The sequence below is a fragment of the Herpetosiphonaceae bacterium genome (assembly GCA_036374795.1).
GTDB lineage: Bacteria > Chloroflexota > Chloroflexia > Chloroflexales > Kallotenuaceae > LB3-1.
In genome coordinates, this window is the sequence record DASUTC010000332.1 from 1 (window position 1) to 14,773 (window position 14,773).

13 protein-coding genes are annotated in these 14,773 nt (G+C 63.9%); 2 read left to right on the forward strand and 11 right to left on the reverse strand.

Going from position 1 to position 14,773, the window contains the following annotated elements; all coding sequences use genetic code 11:
- Positions 1-27: 27 nt before the first annotated feature.
- The 10 genes from VFZ66_25440 to ilvD all read right to left on the reverse strand — a co-directional run bounded on the left by VFZ66_25440 (position 28) and on the right by ilvD (position 11,485).
- Positions 28-954 (reverse strand): branched-chain amino acid transaminase, encoded by a 927-nt coding sequence (locus VFZ66_25440; GenBank protein ID HEX6292554.1) that lies wholly within the window; start codon positions 952-954, stop codon positions 28-30.
- Positions 955-1,038: 84 nt separating this feature from the next.
- Entirely contained in the window at positions 1,039-2,688 is a 1,650-nt protein-coding gene (gene cimA, locus VFZ66_25445; GenBank protein ID HEX6292555.1) for a citramalate synthase, read from the reverse strand.
- A 123-nt stretch (positions 2,689-2,811) separates the two neighbouring features.
- Positions 2,812-3,636: a prephenate dehydratase gene (pheA, locus tag VFZ66_25450; protein ID HEX6292556.1), complete on the reverse strand. Its 825-nt coding sequence runs from the start codon at positions 3,634-3,636 to the stop codon at positions 2,812-2,814.
- Positions 3,633-5,312: a 2-isopropylmalate synthase gene (locus VFZ66_25455; protein ID HEX6292557.1), complete on the reverse strand. Its 1,680-nt coding sequence runs from the start codon at positions 5,310-5,312 to the stop codon at positions 3,633-3,635. Before VFZ66_25455 ends, pheA begins: the two co-directional genes overlap by 4 nt.
- A 70-nt stretch (positions 5,313-5,382) precedes the next feature.
- Positions 5,383-5,862, reverse strand: coding sequence for a four helix bundle protein (locus VFZ66_25460; GenBank protein ID HEX6292558.1), 480 nt, complete (start codon positions 5,860-5,862; stop codon positions 5,383-5,385).
- A gap of 56 nt (positions 5,863-5,918) precedes the next feature.
- Positions 5,919-6,941, reverse strand: a complete 1,023-nt coding sequence (ilvC, locus tag VFZ66_25465; GenBank protein ID HEX6292559.1) for a ketol-acid reductoisomerase — start codon at positions 6,939-6,941, stop codon at positions 5,919-5,921.
- Between the two features lie 76 nt (positions 6,942-7,017).
- Positions 7,018-7,140, reverse strand: a complete 123-nt coding sequence (locus tag VFZ66_25470; GenBank protein HEX6292560.1) for a hypothetical protein — start codon at positions 7,138-7,140, stop codon at positions 7,018-7,020.
- Positions 7,141-7,303: 163 nt separating this feature from the next.
- The gene (ilvN, locus tag VFZ66_25475; protein ID HEX6292561.1) at positions 7,304-7,816 is read right to left on the reverse strand and encodes an acetolactate synthase small subunit; all 513 of its coding nucleotides are present in this window, start codon (positions 7,814-7,816) and stop codon (positions 7,304-7,306) included.
- Positions 7,817-7,995: 179 nt separating this feature from the next.
- Positions 7,996-9,702, reverse strand: a complete 1,707-nt coding sequence (gene ilvB / locus VFZ66_25480) for a biosynthetic-type acetolactate synthase large subunit (protein HEX6292562.1) — start codon at positions 9,700-9,702, stop codon at positions 7,996-7,998.
- Between the two features lie 94 nt (positions 9,703-9,796).
- Positions 9,797-11,485: a dihydroxy-acid dehydratase gene (gene ilvD / locus VFZ66_25485; GenBank protein HEX6292563.1), complete on the reverse strand. Its 1,689-nt coding sequence runs from the start codon at positions 11,483-11,485 to the stop codon at positions 9,797-9,799.
- A gap of 646 nt (positions 11,486-12,131) precedes the next feature.
- On the opposite strand from ilvD, the gene VFZ66_25490 reads away from it, so the two are divergent.
- Together VFZ66_25490 and VFZ66_25495 are read left to right on the forward strand one after the other, a co-directional pair.
- Positions 12,132-12,572, forward strand: coding sequence for a CHRD domain-containing protein (locus VFZ66_25490; GenBank protein HEX6292564.1), 441 nt, complete (start codon positions 12,132-12,134; stop codon positions 12,570-12,572).
- 91 nt (positions 12,573-12,663) lie between these two features.
- On the forward strand, positions 12,664-13,335 hold the full coding sequence (locus VFZ66_25495) for a GNAT family N-acetyltransferase (GenBank protein HEX6292565.1): 672 nt from the start codon (positions 12,664-12,666) through the stop codon (positions 13,333-13,335).
- 83 nt (positions 13,336-13,418) lie between these two features.
- Here the strand turns inward: VFZ66_25495 and VFZ66_25500 are convergent, their stop codons facing one another.
- Entirely contained in the window at positions 13,419-14,714 is a 1,296-nt protein-coding gene (locus VFZ66_25500; protein ID HEX6292566.1) for an erythromycin esterase family protein, read from the reverse strand.
- Positions 14,715-14,773 lie beyond the last annotated feature (59 nt).

Sequence of the window (14,773 nt, forward strand, 5' to 3'; positions counted from 1 at the left end):
TTTCTCCCCCCATCACGATTCGATCGATTACCTCGTTACATAGTCGAGCCAGCCGTGCCGATCCTCGGTCGAGCCGTCGAACAGGCCGAAGAAGACCTTTTGGATCTGCGCGGTGATCGGCCCGCGACCACCGGCCTTGACCGGAATGCCGTCGACTGAGCGGATCGGCGATACCTCGGCGGCGGTGCCGGTGAAGAATAGCTCGTCCGCGACATACAGCGCCTCGCGCAGAATTGCCTGCTCGCGCACCTCATAGCCCAGCTCGCGCGCGATGGTGATCACCGTGTCGCGGGTGATGCCCGGCAGCAGCGAGGCGGTCAGCGGCGGCGTGAAGAGCATGCCGTTGCGGATCAGAAACAGGTTCTCGGCAGAGCCTTCGCTCAGGGTGCCGTTGCTGTCGAGCGCGATGCCTTCGACGTAGCCGTTGTTCTGCGCCTCCATCACGATCAACTGCGACGACAGATAGTTGCCGCCAGCCTTCGCCATCGTCGGCAGCGTGTTGGGCGCTGGCCGGTTCCAGCTCGACACGCACACGTCGATCCCGCGCTCCATGCCGTCATCGCCCAGGAAGCGATCCCAGGCGATGGCCGCAACCGCCACCTCGACGGGCGTTTCTTTGGGCGCGGGGCTGATCTCCCCGAAGCCACGGAACGCGAAAGGCCGCAGATAGGCGCTCTTCAATCCGTTGGCGCGAATCACCTCGTGACAGGCCGCCGACAACTGCTCAGGCGTGTAGCCGATCGGCATGCGGTAGATGCGCGCCGAATCGTAGAAGCGCTCGATGTGCGGCGGCAGGCGGAAGATCGCGGGGCCTAGCGGCGTGGCATAGGCCCGAATGCCCTCAAAAATACTGGACCCGTAGTGGATCGCGTGCGCCATGATGTGGACCGTCGCGTGCTGCCATTCGACTAGCTCACCGTTGAACCAGACAAACTTCGTTGGCGTCATGGGCATGGGAAGTGCTCCTTGGTGTGATACATGTAGCCGGATGCTGAACGGGTCTGCGCCATGAATCGCGCGCAGGCCCAGGTGGATGTATCACCCATCATACACCACGATCCCGCGTTGCGCATCTTGTGACCGCAGCAGCGGCAGCTCCAGCGAGTCGGTGAGCGCCTGCCAGCTCGCCTCGATGATATTGGCCGAGCAGCCGACCGTCGACCAGCGCTCGTCGCCGCGCGCGGCCTCGATCAGCACCCGCGTGACCGCAGCGGTCGCCGCGTGCTCATCCAGAATGCGCACCTTGTAGTCGACCAGATGGATCGCCGCCAGCTCAGGGTAGAACGGCACGAGCGCCTTGCGCATCGCACAGTCGAGCGCGTGAACCGGGCCGTTGCCCTCGGCGGCGGTATGCACGATCTCATCGTCCACGCGGATCTTGACCATCGCCTCCGACAGCATCGGCCTGCCGTGGCGCTGCTCGACGACGACCATCGCATCCAGCAGCTCGAACGGCGGTCGATAGGCCGGATCGGCGCGACGGACCAGCAGCTCGAACGAGCCTTCAGCGGCCTCGTACTGAAAGCCCAGGCTCTCCTGCTGCTTGATCCTGTGCAGCACCTCCTGCTCGTTGCCGTTGAGCTTGAGACCAAGCTCCTCGGCGCGCATGCGCACATTGCCGCGTCCCGACAGCTCCGAGACGACCACGCGGCGCTGGTTGCCCACCAGACGCGGATCGATATGCTGGTAGCTGTGCTCGACCTTGGCGACGGCGGCGACGTGGATGCCGCCCTTGTGGGCAAAGGCGCTGCGCCCGACATACGCGGCGTGCTCGTCGGGGCTGAGATTAGCCACAGCGGCCACATAGCGCGATAGCTCCATCAGCCGCCCCAGATGCGCCTCGTCCACCACGGCCAATCCCAGCTTGAGCTGCAAGTTGGCGATGATCGGGATCAGATTGGCGTTGCCGCAGCGCTCGCCGTAGCCGTTGATCGTGCCCTGCACATGCGTCGCGCCCGCCTCGATCCCCGCCAGCGAGTTCGCGACCGCCAGCTCGCCGTCGTTGTGGGTGTGAATGCCTATTTGGGGAGAACAGAGAACAGAGAACAAAGAACAATCTTCTGAGTCTCTGTTCTCTGTTCTTTGTTCTTTGTTCTGAAGCGTCGCTTTGACCTCACGCACCACCTGGCCGACCCAGCCGGGCAGCGAGCCGCCGTTGGTATCGCAGAGGATCACACACTCGGCTCCGGCCTCAGCCGCCGCCCGCAGCGTCGCCAGCGCATACGCCGGATCGGCCCGGTAGCCGTCGAAGAAGTGCTCGGCGTCGTACAGCACGCGCCGCCCCTGCGAGCGGAGATAGGCCACGCTCTCGGCGATCATGCGCAGGTTCTCGTCCAGCGTCGTCTCAAGCACCTCGGTGACGTGCAGCGTCCACGATTTGCCGACGATCGTGCAGATCGCGGTTTCGGCCTCCAGCAGCGCCCGGATGTTGGGATCGTCGGCCACCGCTGCGTGAGCGCGGCGCGTCGAGCCGAACGCGCAGATCGTCGCCTGCCGCCACTGCTCGTCGCGCGCCCGGCGGAAGAACTCGGCATCTTTGGGATTGGAGCCGGGCCAGCCCCCTTCGATCAGCGGAATACCGAAGGCATCCAGCTCACGCGCGATCTTGAGCTTATCCTCAACCGAGAGCGACATGCCCTCGCGCTGGGTGCCGTCACGGAGCGTTGTATCATAGATCTGTATCGTCATAGAAACTCCAGGGGAGTTCAAAGTTCCGAGTTCCGAGTTTCACGTTCTACGTTTCAAGTTTCACGTTCCAGGCCCTTGGCGCGCAGCCCTTTGTTCTTTGTGCGCCCACCGGGTGCCCCTTCTCTAGCCCCGCCAGACCGGATACGAGCCAAAGACCTTGAAGCCCTCGGTGAGCATCGAGACTCGTTCGAGCGCGTCGGCGATGTGCGGCTGCTCGCGGTGGCCCTCAAGGTCGCACAGAAAGATGTACTGGCCCAGGCGCTCGCGCGCCGGACGCGACTCAAGCTTGGTCAGGTTGATGCTGTGCGCGGCAAAGACCTGAAGCACGTCGAGCAGCGAGCCGGGCCGGTTCTGTCGCACCGCGAAGCAGATCGAGGTCTTATCATTGCCGGTCGGCGGCACCTGCGTGGGCGCGATGACCAGAAAGCGTGTCTCGTTGATCTGCTTATCCTGGATATTGCGCGCCAGGATCTGCACCGGGTACAGCTCTGCGGCGCGCGGCGTGCCGATCGCGGCGCTATGCTCCTCGCTCAGAATCTCCTCGACCGCCGCCGTGGTGCTGAGCGTAGCCGCCATCGTCGCCTTCGGCAGCACGCGCTCGATAAAGCGGCGGCACTGCGCCAGCGCCTGAGGATGCGAGCGAATGACCTGAATGTCGGCGAGCGATGTCTCCGGCCTGGCGAGCAGCATATGCTGCACCGGCACGACCACCTCGGCCACAATCGGCAGGTCAGTCTCGTGAATCAGCAGGTCGAGCGTCGTGCCGACCGCGCCTTCGAGCGAGTTTTCCACAGGCAGCACGCCCTGCTCGGCCACAGCGGTTTCTACCGCCGAGACAACAGCCGGGATGCTGCCCATCGGCAGCAGGGTAGCGCCTGGACCGGCGTGCAGCAGCGCGGCTGCCTCGCTCCAGGTGCTAGGCGGTCCAAGATAGGCTAGCGTGGTCATGCGTCGCGTCCGAGTGTTGAGTTGCCAAAAAGATCGACGGCGTAGGCGGGCGTGTTGGTGTGGGCGTAGCTTGTGGCTCTGGCGCGCATGCGCTCCTGACGGGCGGCGATCAGCTTATTCAGCGCGCCCATGTACGCATGCGCCGCCGCGACGATGATGTCGGTATGAACACCGTGGCCGCTGTACGTTGGCCTGCGCGCATCAGGCTCATCGCGATCAGGCTCGCCGCTGTGATGATGAGCGTTGCCATGGGTCGTTGCCTCCTCGATTCGAATCGTAACGTTTCCAACCGCGTCGATGCCCTCGGTGATCGCCTGAATCGAGAACTCGGTCAGCACGTTGGCCTGGCCGACTACCCGATTGATCGCACGATAGACCGCATCGATCGGCCCGGTGCCCTGGCCCGAGTCGGTACGGATCTCGCCGTCAGGTCCGCGCAGCCGCACGGTCGCGGTGGGGATCGCCTGGGTGCCGCACGCGACCTGTACGTGCTCCAGGTGCCAGATCGGCGGCGGCTGGTGCAACTGATCGTCGAGCAGCGCCACGATGTCGCGGTCGTCGACGAACTTCTTTTTGTCGGCCAGGTCTTTGAAGCGGGCGAAGGCGAGCTGCAACTCCTGATCGTTCAGGCTGTAGCCCAGGCGCTCAAGATGCTTGCGGAAGGCGTGTCGTCCTGAGAGCTTGCCCAGCACCAGCGTCGAGTCTCTGCCGATCGTCTCAGGCCGCATGATCTCGTAGGTCAGGTGGTTCTTGAGCATGCCGTCCTGGTGAATGCCCGACTCGTGTGAGAATGCGTTCGCGCCGATGATCGCCTTGTTGGGCTGGACCGTCAGGCCGGTGATCGCGCTGACCATACGGCTGGTACGCGCGATCTGCGTCGTGTCGATGCGCGTGCCGACGCCGTAGAACTGCCGCCGGGTATGCAGCGCCATCACGATCTCTTCCAGCGCCGCGTTGCCCGCGCGCTCGCCGATGCCGTTGATCGTACACTCGACCTGCCGCGCGCCGTTGTTGACGCCCGCCAGGCTGTTCGCGACGGCAAAGCCCAGGTCGTCGTGGCAGTGCGTCGAGATCGTCACGCCGTCCACGCCCGGCACGTGCTCGCGGATGCCCCGGATCAGCGCGCCGTACTCGTCGGGCGTCAGGTAGCCGACCGTATCGGGGATGTTGAGGGTGGTCGCGCCCGCCTCGATCGCCACTGCCAGCACCGCGTGGAGAAATGTAGGATCGCTGCGGCCCGCGTCCTCAGGCGAGAACTCGACATCAGCGCACAGCGAGCGGGCATAGCCGACCATCTCGCGGACGGTCTGGAGCACCTGCTCGCGGCTCATGCGCAACTTGTGCTCAAGGTGGATGTCTGAGGTGGCGAGAAAGGTATGAATCCGAGGCTTCGCGGCGGCTTTGACGGCGCTCCAGCAGCGCTCGATGTCCTTGCGGTTGGCGCGGGCCAGACCCGCGATCACCGGGCCGTCGGGCGTGCCCACGTTCCTGGCGATGGTGTGGACCGCCTCCCAGTCGCCGGTTGAGGCGGCGGGAAATCCGGCCTCGATGATGTCGACACCCAGCCGCGCAAGCTGCCCCGCGATCTCCAGCTTCTCGGCGGCGGTCATCGTCGCGCCCGGCGATTGCTCGCCGTCGCGCAATGTGGTGTCGAAGATCTTAACGTGATCCTCCATGACGACTCCTTATGTAGAACAAATGAACAACGGAACAAAGAACAAAGGAGAACGACGAACAACACAACGTTCATGGCTCGACCTGATAATCCGCATCCATAAATGGGAAGATCGGCTGATCGTCTACGCCAGGAGCCGCATAAGGCACGAGCTCTTCTCGCACCTGGGTGTCGGACTCACGCTTTATACGATCCAGATCAAGCATTTTGCTGGTCAAGATCGCCATAATCTCCAAACATTCAGCATGCAGTGCAGCTTCCTCTTCGGCTGTTATCCAACCTGATCGCCGCAGCAGATCGAGCCAACTGTCGGTTTCCGCCGTTGAGCCACGCGCGATCGAAAGATAGTTGCGGTATGCCCCAGGTACATACCGTCCGTGGCCTTCAGCGATGTTCGCGCCGATCGATGTGGCTGAGCTAACGATCTGCCGTACCACTACAGCATTTGCCCAGCTTTGGGGAACTTGCTGCACAAGCTGGATGATCTGAAAGGCCAGTTGTTGCGCCCGCTGCCACACGATCAAGTTGCGATAGGTGTAATTCTTCGCCACAATACAGCCCTCGAATCCATATCCTTTGCTCTTTGTTCTCTGTTCTTTGTTCTCCGCTACGCCCCACCAGCGCCGGGCGTGACCTCTTTCGGATTGACGAACGGCATCATCCGGCGCAGCTCGCGCCCAACTCGCTCGATCGGGTGGTCGCCATCGGCGGCGCGCATGCGGTTGAAGTTGGCACGGCCCTGGTAGTTTTCCTCGATCCACTCCTCGGCGAACGCGCCGCTCTGAATATCGGCCAGCAGCTCGCGCATCGCCGCCTTAGTCTGCTCCGTGACGATACGCGGCCCCGCGTGGTAGTCGCCGTACTCTGCGGTATCGCTGACCGAGTAGCGCATGTAGTTGAGGCCGCCCTGGTAGAAGAGATCGACGATCAGCTTCAGCTCGTGCATGCACTCGAAGTACGCGACCTCAGGCTGGTAGCCCGCCTCGACCAGCGTCTCGAATCCGGCTTTGACCAGCGCCGACACGCCGCCGCAGAGCACCGCCTGCTCGCCGAAGAGATCGGTTTCGGTTTCCTCGGTAAACGTCGTCTCGATCACCCCGGCCCGCGTGCAGCCCAGGCCCTTGGCGTAGGCCAGCGCCTTTTCGCGCGCCTGCCCCGACGCATCCTGCTGCACCGCGACCAGCGCCGGCGTGCCGCCGCCGTGCTCGAAGACCTCGCGCACGCGATGCCCCGGCGCTTTCGGCGCGACCATCGCCACATCCACATCGGCGGGCGGCTGGATCTGGCCGTAGCGGATCGCAAAGCCGTGCGCGAACATCAGCAGCTTGCCCGTGGTCAGATGCGGCGCGATCGAGTCGCGGTAGATCTGCGCCTGGCCGATGTCCGGCGTCAGGATCATAATAATCTCCGCCTCTGCCGTCGCCTCGTCGACGCTCCGCACGCGCAGACCGGCGGCCTCCGCCTTGGCCCAGCTTTTCGAGCCGCTGTAGAGTCCGACGCGCACATTGCAGCCGTTGTCGCGGAGATTCAGCGCGTGGGCATGGCCCTGGCTGCCGAAGCCGATGATCGCGATCGGCGTATCCTTGATCAGGCCGAGATCGGCGTCGTTGTCGTAATACATTTTTGCCATGACTGGCTCCTTTTTCTAGCCTCAGCGTGGAGGAAACGATCGGCGGATGCTCACCGCCCCGCTGTGCGCGATGCGCTTACTTCCACGTCTCGGCGTACTCGCGCCACCAATCGGTCCAAAACTGATCGTCGTCGCGGCGCGTCGTGCTCGTGGTGGTCGGCTGTTTGCGATCGTCGTTCGTCTTTGTATTGGCGTTCATCGCTGTACTCCTTATCGAGTTTCAAGTTTCGAGGTGAGGCCCTCACCGGGCCCAGAGGGCGCCCGCCCTCTCCCGCTGCGGCAGGCGAGGGGGAGCTTTGGTTCTCGGTTCTCGGTTCTCCCCTTTGTTCTCTTGTTCTCTTGTTCCTTTGTTCCTTCGTCCCCTACGCCGCCCGAACGTACGCCTCAGCGCCATGCGCGCCGCCGCCCCGCACCATCGCCACCCGCCCGGTGCGGACCATCTCACGGATGCCGAACGGACGCACCAGCTCGATGAACGACTCCACTTTGTCCGCTCCGGCGCTCAGCTCGAAGATCAGCGAGTCGTGCGCGACATCGACGATCTTGGCGCCGAAGACATCGGCCAGGCTGTTCAGCTCGGCGCGACGGCTGGGCGGCGCGTGGACCTTGAGCAGCACCAGCTCGCGGGCGACATTCGGGTCGGCGGTGACATCGCTGACCTTGAGCACCTCGATCAGGCGGTAGAGCTGCTTGATCACCTGCTCCACGCTGGTCTGGCTGCCGTCCACGACGATCGTCATGCGCGAGACGCCGGACGTTTCGGTATGGCCGACGGTCAGGCTCTCGATGTTGAAGCCGCGCCGCCGGAAGAGACTTGCCACCCGGTTCAGAACGCCGGGATGATCTTGCATCAGTGCGACAAGTGTATGTTTCATAGCTGCTCCTGAGTGAACCAAGAGCCAAAGGTCAGTTTCTCGGTTCTTGGTTCTTGGTTCTTGGTGCTCCGTGCCCGGCCCTGTGTTCTCTATTCTTTGTTCTTCCTGCCACCCCGTGTGGAGAGGAGAAGAACTGGCGGGGGACACTCACACACCCCCGGCCTTCGCGATGCGCGGCCCTACACCTCAACCATCGGCGACTCGGTGATCATCTCGCCGATCGACGCGCCGGGAGCGACCATCGGATACACGTTGACCTCGCGCTCGACCTGGAACTCGATCAGCAGCGGGCCGGGCGTATCGTAGGCCGCGTTGATCGCGTCGGCGACCTGCGACTGGTGCGTGACGCGCACGCCGGGAATGCCGTACGCCTCGGCAACTTTGATGAAGTCGGGGCTCCACATCGGCGTGGCCGAGTAGCGCCGATCGTGGAACAGCTCCTGCCACTGGCGCACCATGCCGAGGTAGCCGTTGTTGATGATCGCAATCTTGACCGGCAGGCCCTCCTGCACCACCGTCGCCAACTCCTGCATATTCATCTGGAAGCCGCCGTCTCCGGCGATAACCCAGACCGTCTCGCCGGGCTGCGCCATCTGCGCGCCGATCGCCGCCGGAAGCGCAAAGCCCATCGTGCCGAGGCCGCCGCTCGTGATCTGCGTGTGCGGATGGAGCCAGTCGATCAACTGCGCCGCCCACATCTGATGCTGGCCCACGTCGGTGCAGACGCGGTACGCGCCGCGCTGGTTGACGATCTCGGTAAAGGTGGCGAAGACATCGTGCGGCATGAACATCTGCGTATCGGGGCGGTGGTACTGCTGCCGGTGCAGGTGCTCGTCGCGGATCGCATGGATATGGCGGACCCAGGCGGTACACTCGCGCGGCGGCAGCTCTTCGAGCATCGTCCGCAGCACCAGTTGCGCGTCGCCCACGATCGGCACATCTGCACGAATATTCTTGCCAATCTCCGAAGGATCGATGTCGATGTGGATGATCTTGGCGTGCGGCGCGAACGACGAGGTCTTGCCGGTGACGCGGTCGTCGAAGCGGCTGCCGATGTTGAGGATCAGATCGCACTCCTGAATCGCGCGATTGTTGTGGACCCAGCCGTGCATACCGGGCATGCCCAGCGCCAGCGGATGATCTTCGGGGAAACAGCCGATGCCGAGCAGCGTCGTGATCACCGGCATGCCCGTGCGCTCGGCCAGCTCGCGCAGCTCGGCGAACGCGCCTGAGAGTTGCACGCCGCGTCCGGCCAGGATCAGCGGCTTCTGCGCCGCGCCGATCAGCTTGATCGCCTCGCGAACCTGGCGGCGATTGCCCTCGTAGGTCGGCCTGTAGCCGGGCAGCGAGACGCTTTCGGGCCAGCGCGGCGTGGTGCGGGCCTGCTGCGCGTTCTTCGCCACATCGATCAGCACCGGGCCGGGCCGCCCCGTCCGCGCGATATGAAACGCCTCTTTGAAGACCGCCGCCAGATCGTCGATCTCGGTGACGAGGTAGTTATGCTTGGTGATCGGCTGCGTAATGCCGGTGACATCAGTCTCCTGAAAGGCATCCTTGCCGATGAACTGCGCGGCCACCTGGCCGGTGATCGCCACGATCGGCACGCTGTCCATCATCGCATCGGCCAGCGCCGTCACCAGATTGGTCGCGCCGGGGCCGCTGGTCGCCACGCACACGCCGACCTTACCCGATGCGCGGGCGTAGCCCTCGGCGGCATGGCCCGCCGCCTGCTCATGCCGCACCAGCACGTGCTTCAGTTCGGGATACTCCGGCAGCGCATGATAGAAGGGCATAATCGCGCCGCCGGGATAGCCGAACATAATCTCCACACCCTCGCGGATGAGCGCCTCGCACATAATCTGGGCGCCGGTTCGTGTTTCTGACATGGTATTGCTCCTAAGAACAGAGAACAAAGAACATTGGGAATGCACAAAGAACAGATTCGGAGAACTCCGTTGTTCTCTGTTTTCTCTTAGTTCTTCAGACCTCCAACACAGCGCCATTGCTTGCGTTCGTCACCATCTGGGTGTAGCGGGCCAGCCAGCCACGGGCGTACTTGCGCGCGGGAGCCTGCCAGTCCGCTCGCCGTGCCGCCAGCTCATCGTCGCCTAGCTCGACGATCATTGAGCGCGCGGGCAGGTCGATCGTGATCATGTCGCCGTCGCGCAGCAGCGCCAGCGGGCCGCCCTCGGCAGCTTCAGGGGAGGCATGCCCGATGCACAGGCCGCGCGTGCCGCCCGAAAAGCGGCCATCGGTGATCAGCGCGACCGTCGAGCTGAGCGCGGGCATGCCCTTGATCATGCTGGTCAGCGCCAGCATCTCGCGCATGCCGGGACCGCCGCGCGGCCCCTCGTAGCGCACGATCACCACGTCGCCGGGCTGAATACCGCCGTTGATCGCGGCGTTGGTGGCAATCTCTTCGCTGTCGAAGCAGCGCGCGGGGCCGCGAAAGGTCATCTGATGCTGATCGACCGCGCCGACCTTGACCACCGCTCCCGCAGGCGCGAGATTGCCGAAGAGCACGCACAGGCCGCCGCGCGCCGAGTGCGGCTGCTCGATCGGGCGGATACATTCGGGGTTGGCGTTGCGCGCGACTTCGAGGTTCTCGCCCAGCGTGCGGCCCGTAACCGTCAGCGCGTCAAGCGCCAGCGCGTCGGGCTTGTGCGCAAGCTCTTTCAAGATCGCGGGAATACCGCCCGCCAGGTGTACATCCTCGATATGCCACTGCCGATCGCCGTCCCACGCGGGGCTGACCTTCGCCAGATGCGGCACGCGCTCGGCTACCTCGTTGAAGCGCGCCACGGGATAGTCTACGTCGGCCTCACGGGCCAGCGCCAGCACATGCAGCACCGTGTTGGTGCTGCCGCCCATCGCCACATCCAGCGCCACCGCGTTATCGATCGCCGCAGGCGTGACGATCGCGCGAAAGGTGATCTGCGCCTTGATCAGCTCCATCAGTTGCCGCGCCGCGCGCTGCGCCAGATCGCGACGCTCAGGGCTGACCGCGAGGATCGTGCCGTTGCCGGGCAGCGCCACGCCGAGCGCCTCGCACAGGCAGTTCATGCTGTTGGCGGTGAACATGCCGGAGCACGAGCCGCAGGTGGGGCAGCCGTTGCGCTCCAGATCGAGCAGCCGCTGGTCGTCGATCTTGCCGCTGGCATACGCGCCCACGCCCTCGAAGACACTGATCAGATCGACCTTCTGGCCGGTCGAGTCGACACCCGCTTTCATCGGCCCGCCCGACACGAAGATCGTCGGGATGTTGACGCGAGCCGCGCCCATCAGCATGCCGGGCACGATCTTGTCGCAGTTGGGAATGCAGATCAGGCCGTCGAAGCAGTGCGCTGCGACCACCGTCTCGACCGAGTCGGCGATCAGCTCGCGCGACGGCAGCGAGTAGCGCATGCCCTCATGGCCCATCACGATGCCGTCGTCCACGCCGATCGTGTTGAACTCGAACGGCACGCCGCCCGCCGCGCGGATCGCCTCCTTGACGATGCGCCCGAACTCTTGCAGATGCACATGCCCCGGAATAATATCGATGTACGAGTTACAGACCGCAATAAACGGCTTGCCAAAATCCTGCTCGTCGCGGATTGCGCCGGTTGCGCGTAAGAGTGAGCGATGAGGGGCGCGCTCAAAGCCGCGTTTGATCGTGTCCGACCGCATAGTTCCTCCCCCGGCGGCCTGCCGTGGGTCAAAGGGCGATTGATAGCGCCAGCCAAAGCCATGCCTCAGGTGCAGGCTGCTGAACGATCGACATCAAAGCATCAGCGCTGTGGTCGGTGCGCCGTCGTGGCGCGGGTGTTTGGGAAGAGCCGTCCGCGGCATTGTGGACAACAGGCGCAGAGGAGTGCGGCTGTTGGTGCGACTCTGGTTCTGTTATCGGCGGTGCGACATTGCCTGCCGGGTACTAAAAAACCCTTCCGCGCTCTGCGGAAGGGTTTGAACGTTGCCTTGGTTCTGTTCGCGCTAGTGCCTTCCGCACGCTAAATTGTCCTTGGTAATCAGGACCAGGACTAGAAGGACTAGAATAATAATCGAGCTGTGCGCGAACTTGTTCATATCGTTAAACATCCAGCTTTTAGCTTGGCGACACTGTACCACAGCTTTGTTAAGGATGTCAACCTCGATTCGCAGCCTCGACGCGATCCGTTGGTCCCACGTATCGGCGGCGATGGGTTGTGCAACGATCCGGGCTGGAAACGGATACGATAGATTCATCTACACTGTTTGCTTCGTATGAGAAGAGTAAGAGCAGATCCACGCTGCTTGTGTGCTCGTCGGATGAATTGTGCGGTACGAGGAGGTTCCCATGCGGAAGGTTGCGAAGATGTGGTTTGTGCTGGCGGCTGCGTTCGCGCTGATGCTCTTTGGCAGCGTGCTGGCCGATGACGGCGGACGGCCTTTTTCGACAACGCTGACCGGCGCGGCTGAGGTGCCGGGGCCGGGCGATCCTGACGGCAGCGGAACGGCAACGCTCACGCTCAATCCCGGCCAGGGAGAGATCTGCTATGAGCTGACTGTTACCGGTATTGCTCCGGCGCGTGCGGCGCATATCCATGTCGGCGGGGCGGATGTCGCCGGCCCGGTCGTCGTGCCTCTTGCAGCGCCGACGAGCGGCGTCTCCAGCGGCTGTGCTACCGTCGATCGCGATCTGATCCTGGCGATCATCATGAATCCTGAGCTGTACTACGTCAACGTCCACAACGCCGAATTCCCGGCTGGCGCGCTGCGCGGACAGCTCGCGAAGTAGCTCCCAGCTCGAATCTGCACAGACAGGTCCGGCCAGAGTGGCCGGACCTTTGTGTTGCACACGTTGACGCTGGCGGCGGTTCGTTTGTAGAATGAAGGCCGGTCTGCACCCACAGGAGGACAAGCCGCTGATCACGATTGCGCCGACCCGGCCTGAGCACGCCGCCGCGCTGGAAGCGCTCCAGCAGGCGGTCTATCCCACGCTCGATCCGGCGCACTGGCTGCGCCGCGAGCATATCGAGTCGCACCTGCGCATCTTTCCGGCGGGCCAGTTTGTCGCGCTCGACGGCGACCGTCCCGTCGGGATGACGGCGACATTGCGCGTGGCCTACGACTTCGCGCAGCCCGATCACACCTTTGACGAGATCATCGCCGGGGGCTTCTTCACCACCCACGATCCGCAGGGTCCGTGGCTCTACGGCGCGGACATCAGCGTGCTGCCGGAGTATCGCGGGCAGGGCATTGCGCGGCGGCTCTACGCGGCGCGGCACGGCCTGGTGCAGCGGCTCAACCTGCGCGGACAGATTATCGGCGGCATGCTGCCCGGCTTTCGCCACTACCGCGATCGAATGGCGGTCGATGCGTATGTGGCGCGGGTGGTGGCAGGCGAGATCTTCGATCCAACGCTCAGCGTGCAGCTTCGCAACGGCTTCGAGGTGCGCGGCATCCTGCGCGGCTACCTCCACGACGCCGCGCTAGGCGACGACGCGGCGCTGCTGGTCTGGCCCAATCCAGCCTATCGCTCAATCGGCACAGCGATCTAGACAGTCGAGCGCAGCACCGTATGCGACAGGCTGGTGCGCGCTGGCCGTTTACAACGCTACGGCAAGGGGCTGGCGTCCCGCTGTTACAGTGGCCGCCCGCCGCGATTGTAGCCCGTTGTGTTCAAGACAGCCAGCCAATCGAAGTCGGTAACGCTTTGCGGCGTTAGCGCGACGTAGGTCGGGTTCTTCGTGCTAGCGGAGCGCGTCGGCAGCGCGGCGATCTCTGCGCCCGGCAACCCCTCGCCCCTATGCGTCGGAATAAATCGGGCTGCTCCTGGCGATGCCGTGAGCCGTGCCTCAAGCGTGCCAGCTTCGGGCGGTCCAATGCCATTGGCTTCCGAAACGCCTACCGCCGAGCCGATGACGGCATAGCGCGATCCCAACATCTCGTTGAGATGCGATCCCGCCACCCACCATGCGGGTACTTCAGCGCCGATCCGCACGTTTGCCTTCCCACGCTGCAAATGAGCATTGTGCGCGAAGGCCAGCACCTTCCCTCGGCCATGCTCGCGCGCCACGATATACGCAAGATTGTCGGCCATGATCAGATCGCGCCTACCGAGCAGCTCGGCATAGCTGGATGGTCGCGCTACCGCCGCGTGGTAGCTCAGCAATTGCCGGGCGGCTAAGGCATGGTGCAGCGCCTCGGCATAGCGCTCCTGGCCGCTCCTGGCGACCAGCTCCGGGCGACGTGTCCGCAGCTCCGTAATCAGATCCTCCGTCTCGATGCGCAGCGCGGCTGCGTCGGGCGAAAGACCAATCGCCTGTGCCGGATCGATCAAGGCTGCCGGGTTCTCCCACGGTGAGTCGTGTCCAAGCAGCGAGGTCATCCGCTGGCGACGCTCCTGCACGCTGCTGCTGTCGATGGACGAGAGATACTCCAGAGCGAATTCGAGCACCCGCCTGGGGCTGGCAAGTCCTCCGGCGAGGCCCGGCATATCGAAGCCATAGAACCGGATTTTGACCGGGTGCGAAGGATCGGCATTGTAGCACCGCATCCACTCAACCAGCTCGCGGTTCGCCTCAAGCCGGCCAAAGCCGTGCGCAAATCCGGCATCCTGCACCTCGTCATAGGATGCGGGGCCGCGACCGGCGATGTACTCGTTCACGATCTGCGCGCTGGGGAAGCTGCTCTCGATGGCGATAGCGCTGTAGCCATGCGCCGCAACCAGGCGCTCGAACAGGCGATTGCGCAGGATGAGCGTCTCCTCGCTGCCGTGGAGCGCCTCTCCAAAGCCAAGCAGCTCCACCGCATCGCCCAGTGCGGCGATCATCGTATCGACTACAGCATCGAGCGTTGCGGGCGCATCGACAGAAAACGGGATCGCCTCGCGTGCAATCCAGTCGTCCAGCGTAGCATGTACGACTCCTTGTTCCATGGTTGGCCTCAGATATTATTTTACCATCAGTTCAGTGCCGACACGCGCCGCCTACCACA

Bases quoted from the DNA above. Each gene is read 5' to 3' on its own strand.
- ilvC (HEX6292559.1), bottom strand. From the start codon at position 6,941: ATGGCAAAAATGTATTACGACAACGACGCCGATCTCGGCCTGATCAAG.
- VFZ66_25490 (HEX6292564.1), top strand. From the start codon at position 12,132: ATGCGGAAGGTTGCGAAGATGTGGTTTGTGCTGGCGGCTGCGTTCGCG.
- pheA (HEX6292556.1), bottom strand. From the start codon at position 3,636: ATGACCACGCTAGCCTATCTTGGACCGCCTAGCACCTGGAGCGAGGCA.
- ilvD (HEX6292563.1), bottom strand. From the start codon at position 11,485: ATGCGGTCGGACACGATCAAACGCGGCTTTGAGCGCGCCCCTCATCGC.
- VFZ66_25500 (HEX6292566.1), bottom strand. From the start codon at position 14,714: ATGGAACAAGGAGTCGTACATGCTACGCTGGACGACTGGATTGCACGC.
- VFZ66_25455 (HEX6292557.1), bottom strand. From the start codon at position 5,312: ATGGAGGATCACGTTAAGATCTTCGACACCACATTGCGCGACGGCGAG.
- VFZ66_25470 (HEX6292560.1), bottom strand. From the start codon at position 7,140: ATGAACGCCAATACAAAGACGAACGACGATCGCAAACAGCCGACCACC.
- ilvB (HEX6292562.1), bottom strand. From the start codon at position 9,702: ATGTCAGAAACACGAACCGGCGCCCAGATTATGTGCGAGGCGCTCATC.
- cimA (HEX6292555.1), bottom strand. From the start codon at position 2,688: ATGACGATACAGATCTATGATACAACGCTCCGTGACGGCACCCAGCGC.
- ilvN (HEX6292561.1), bottom strand. From the start codon at position 7,816: ATGAAACATACACTTGTCGCACTGATGCAAGATCATCCCGGCGTTCTG.
- VFZ66_25495 (HEX6292565.1), top strand. From the start codon at position 12,664: ATGAAGGCCGGTCTGCACCCACAGGAGGACAAGCCGCTGATCACGATT.
- VFZ66_25440 (HEX6292554.1), bottom strand. From the start codon at position 954: ATGCCCATGACGCCAACGAAGTTTGTCTGGTTCAACGGTGAGCTAGTC.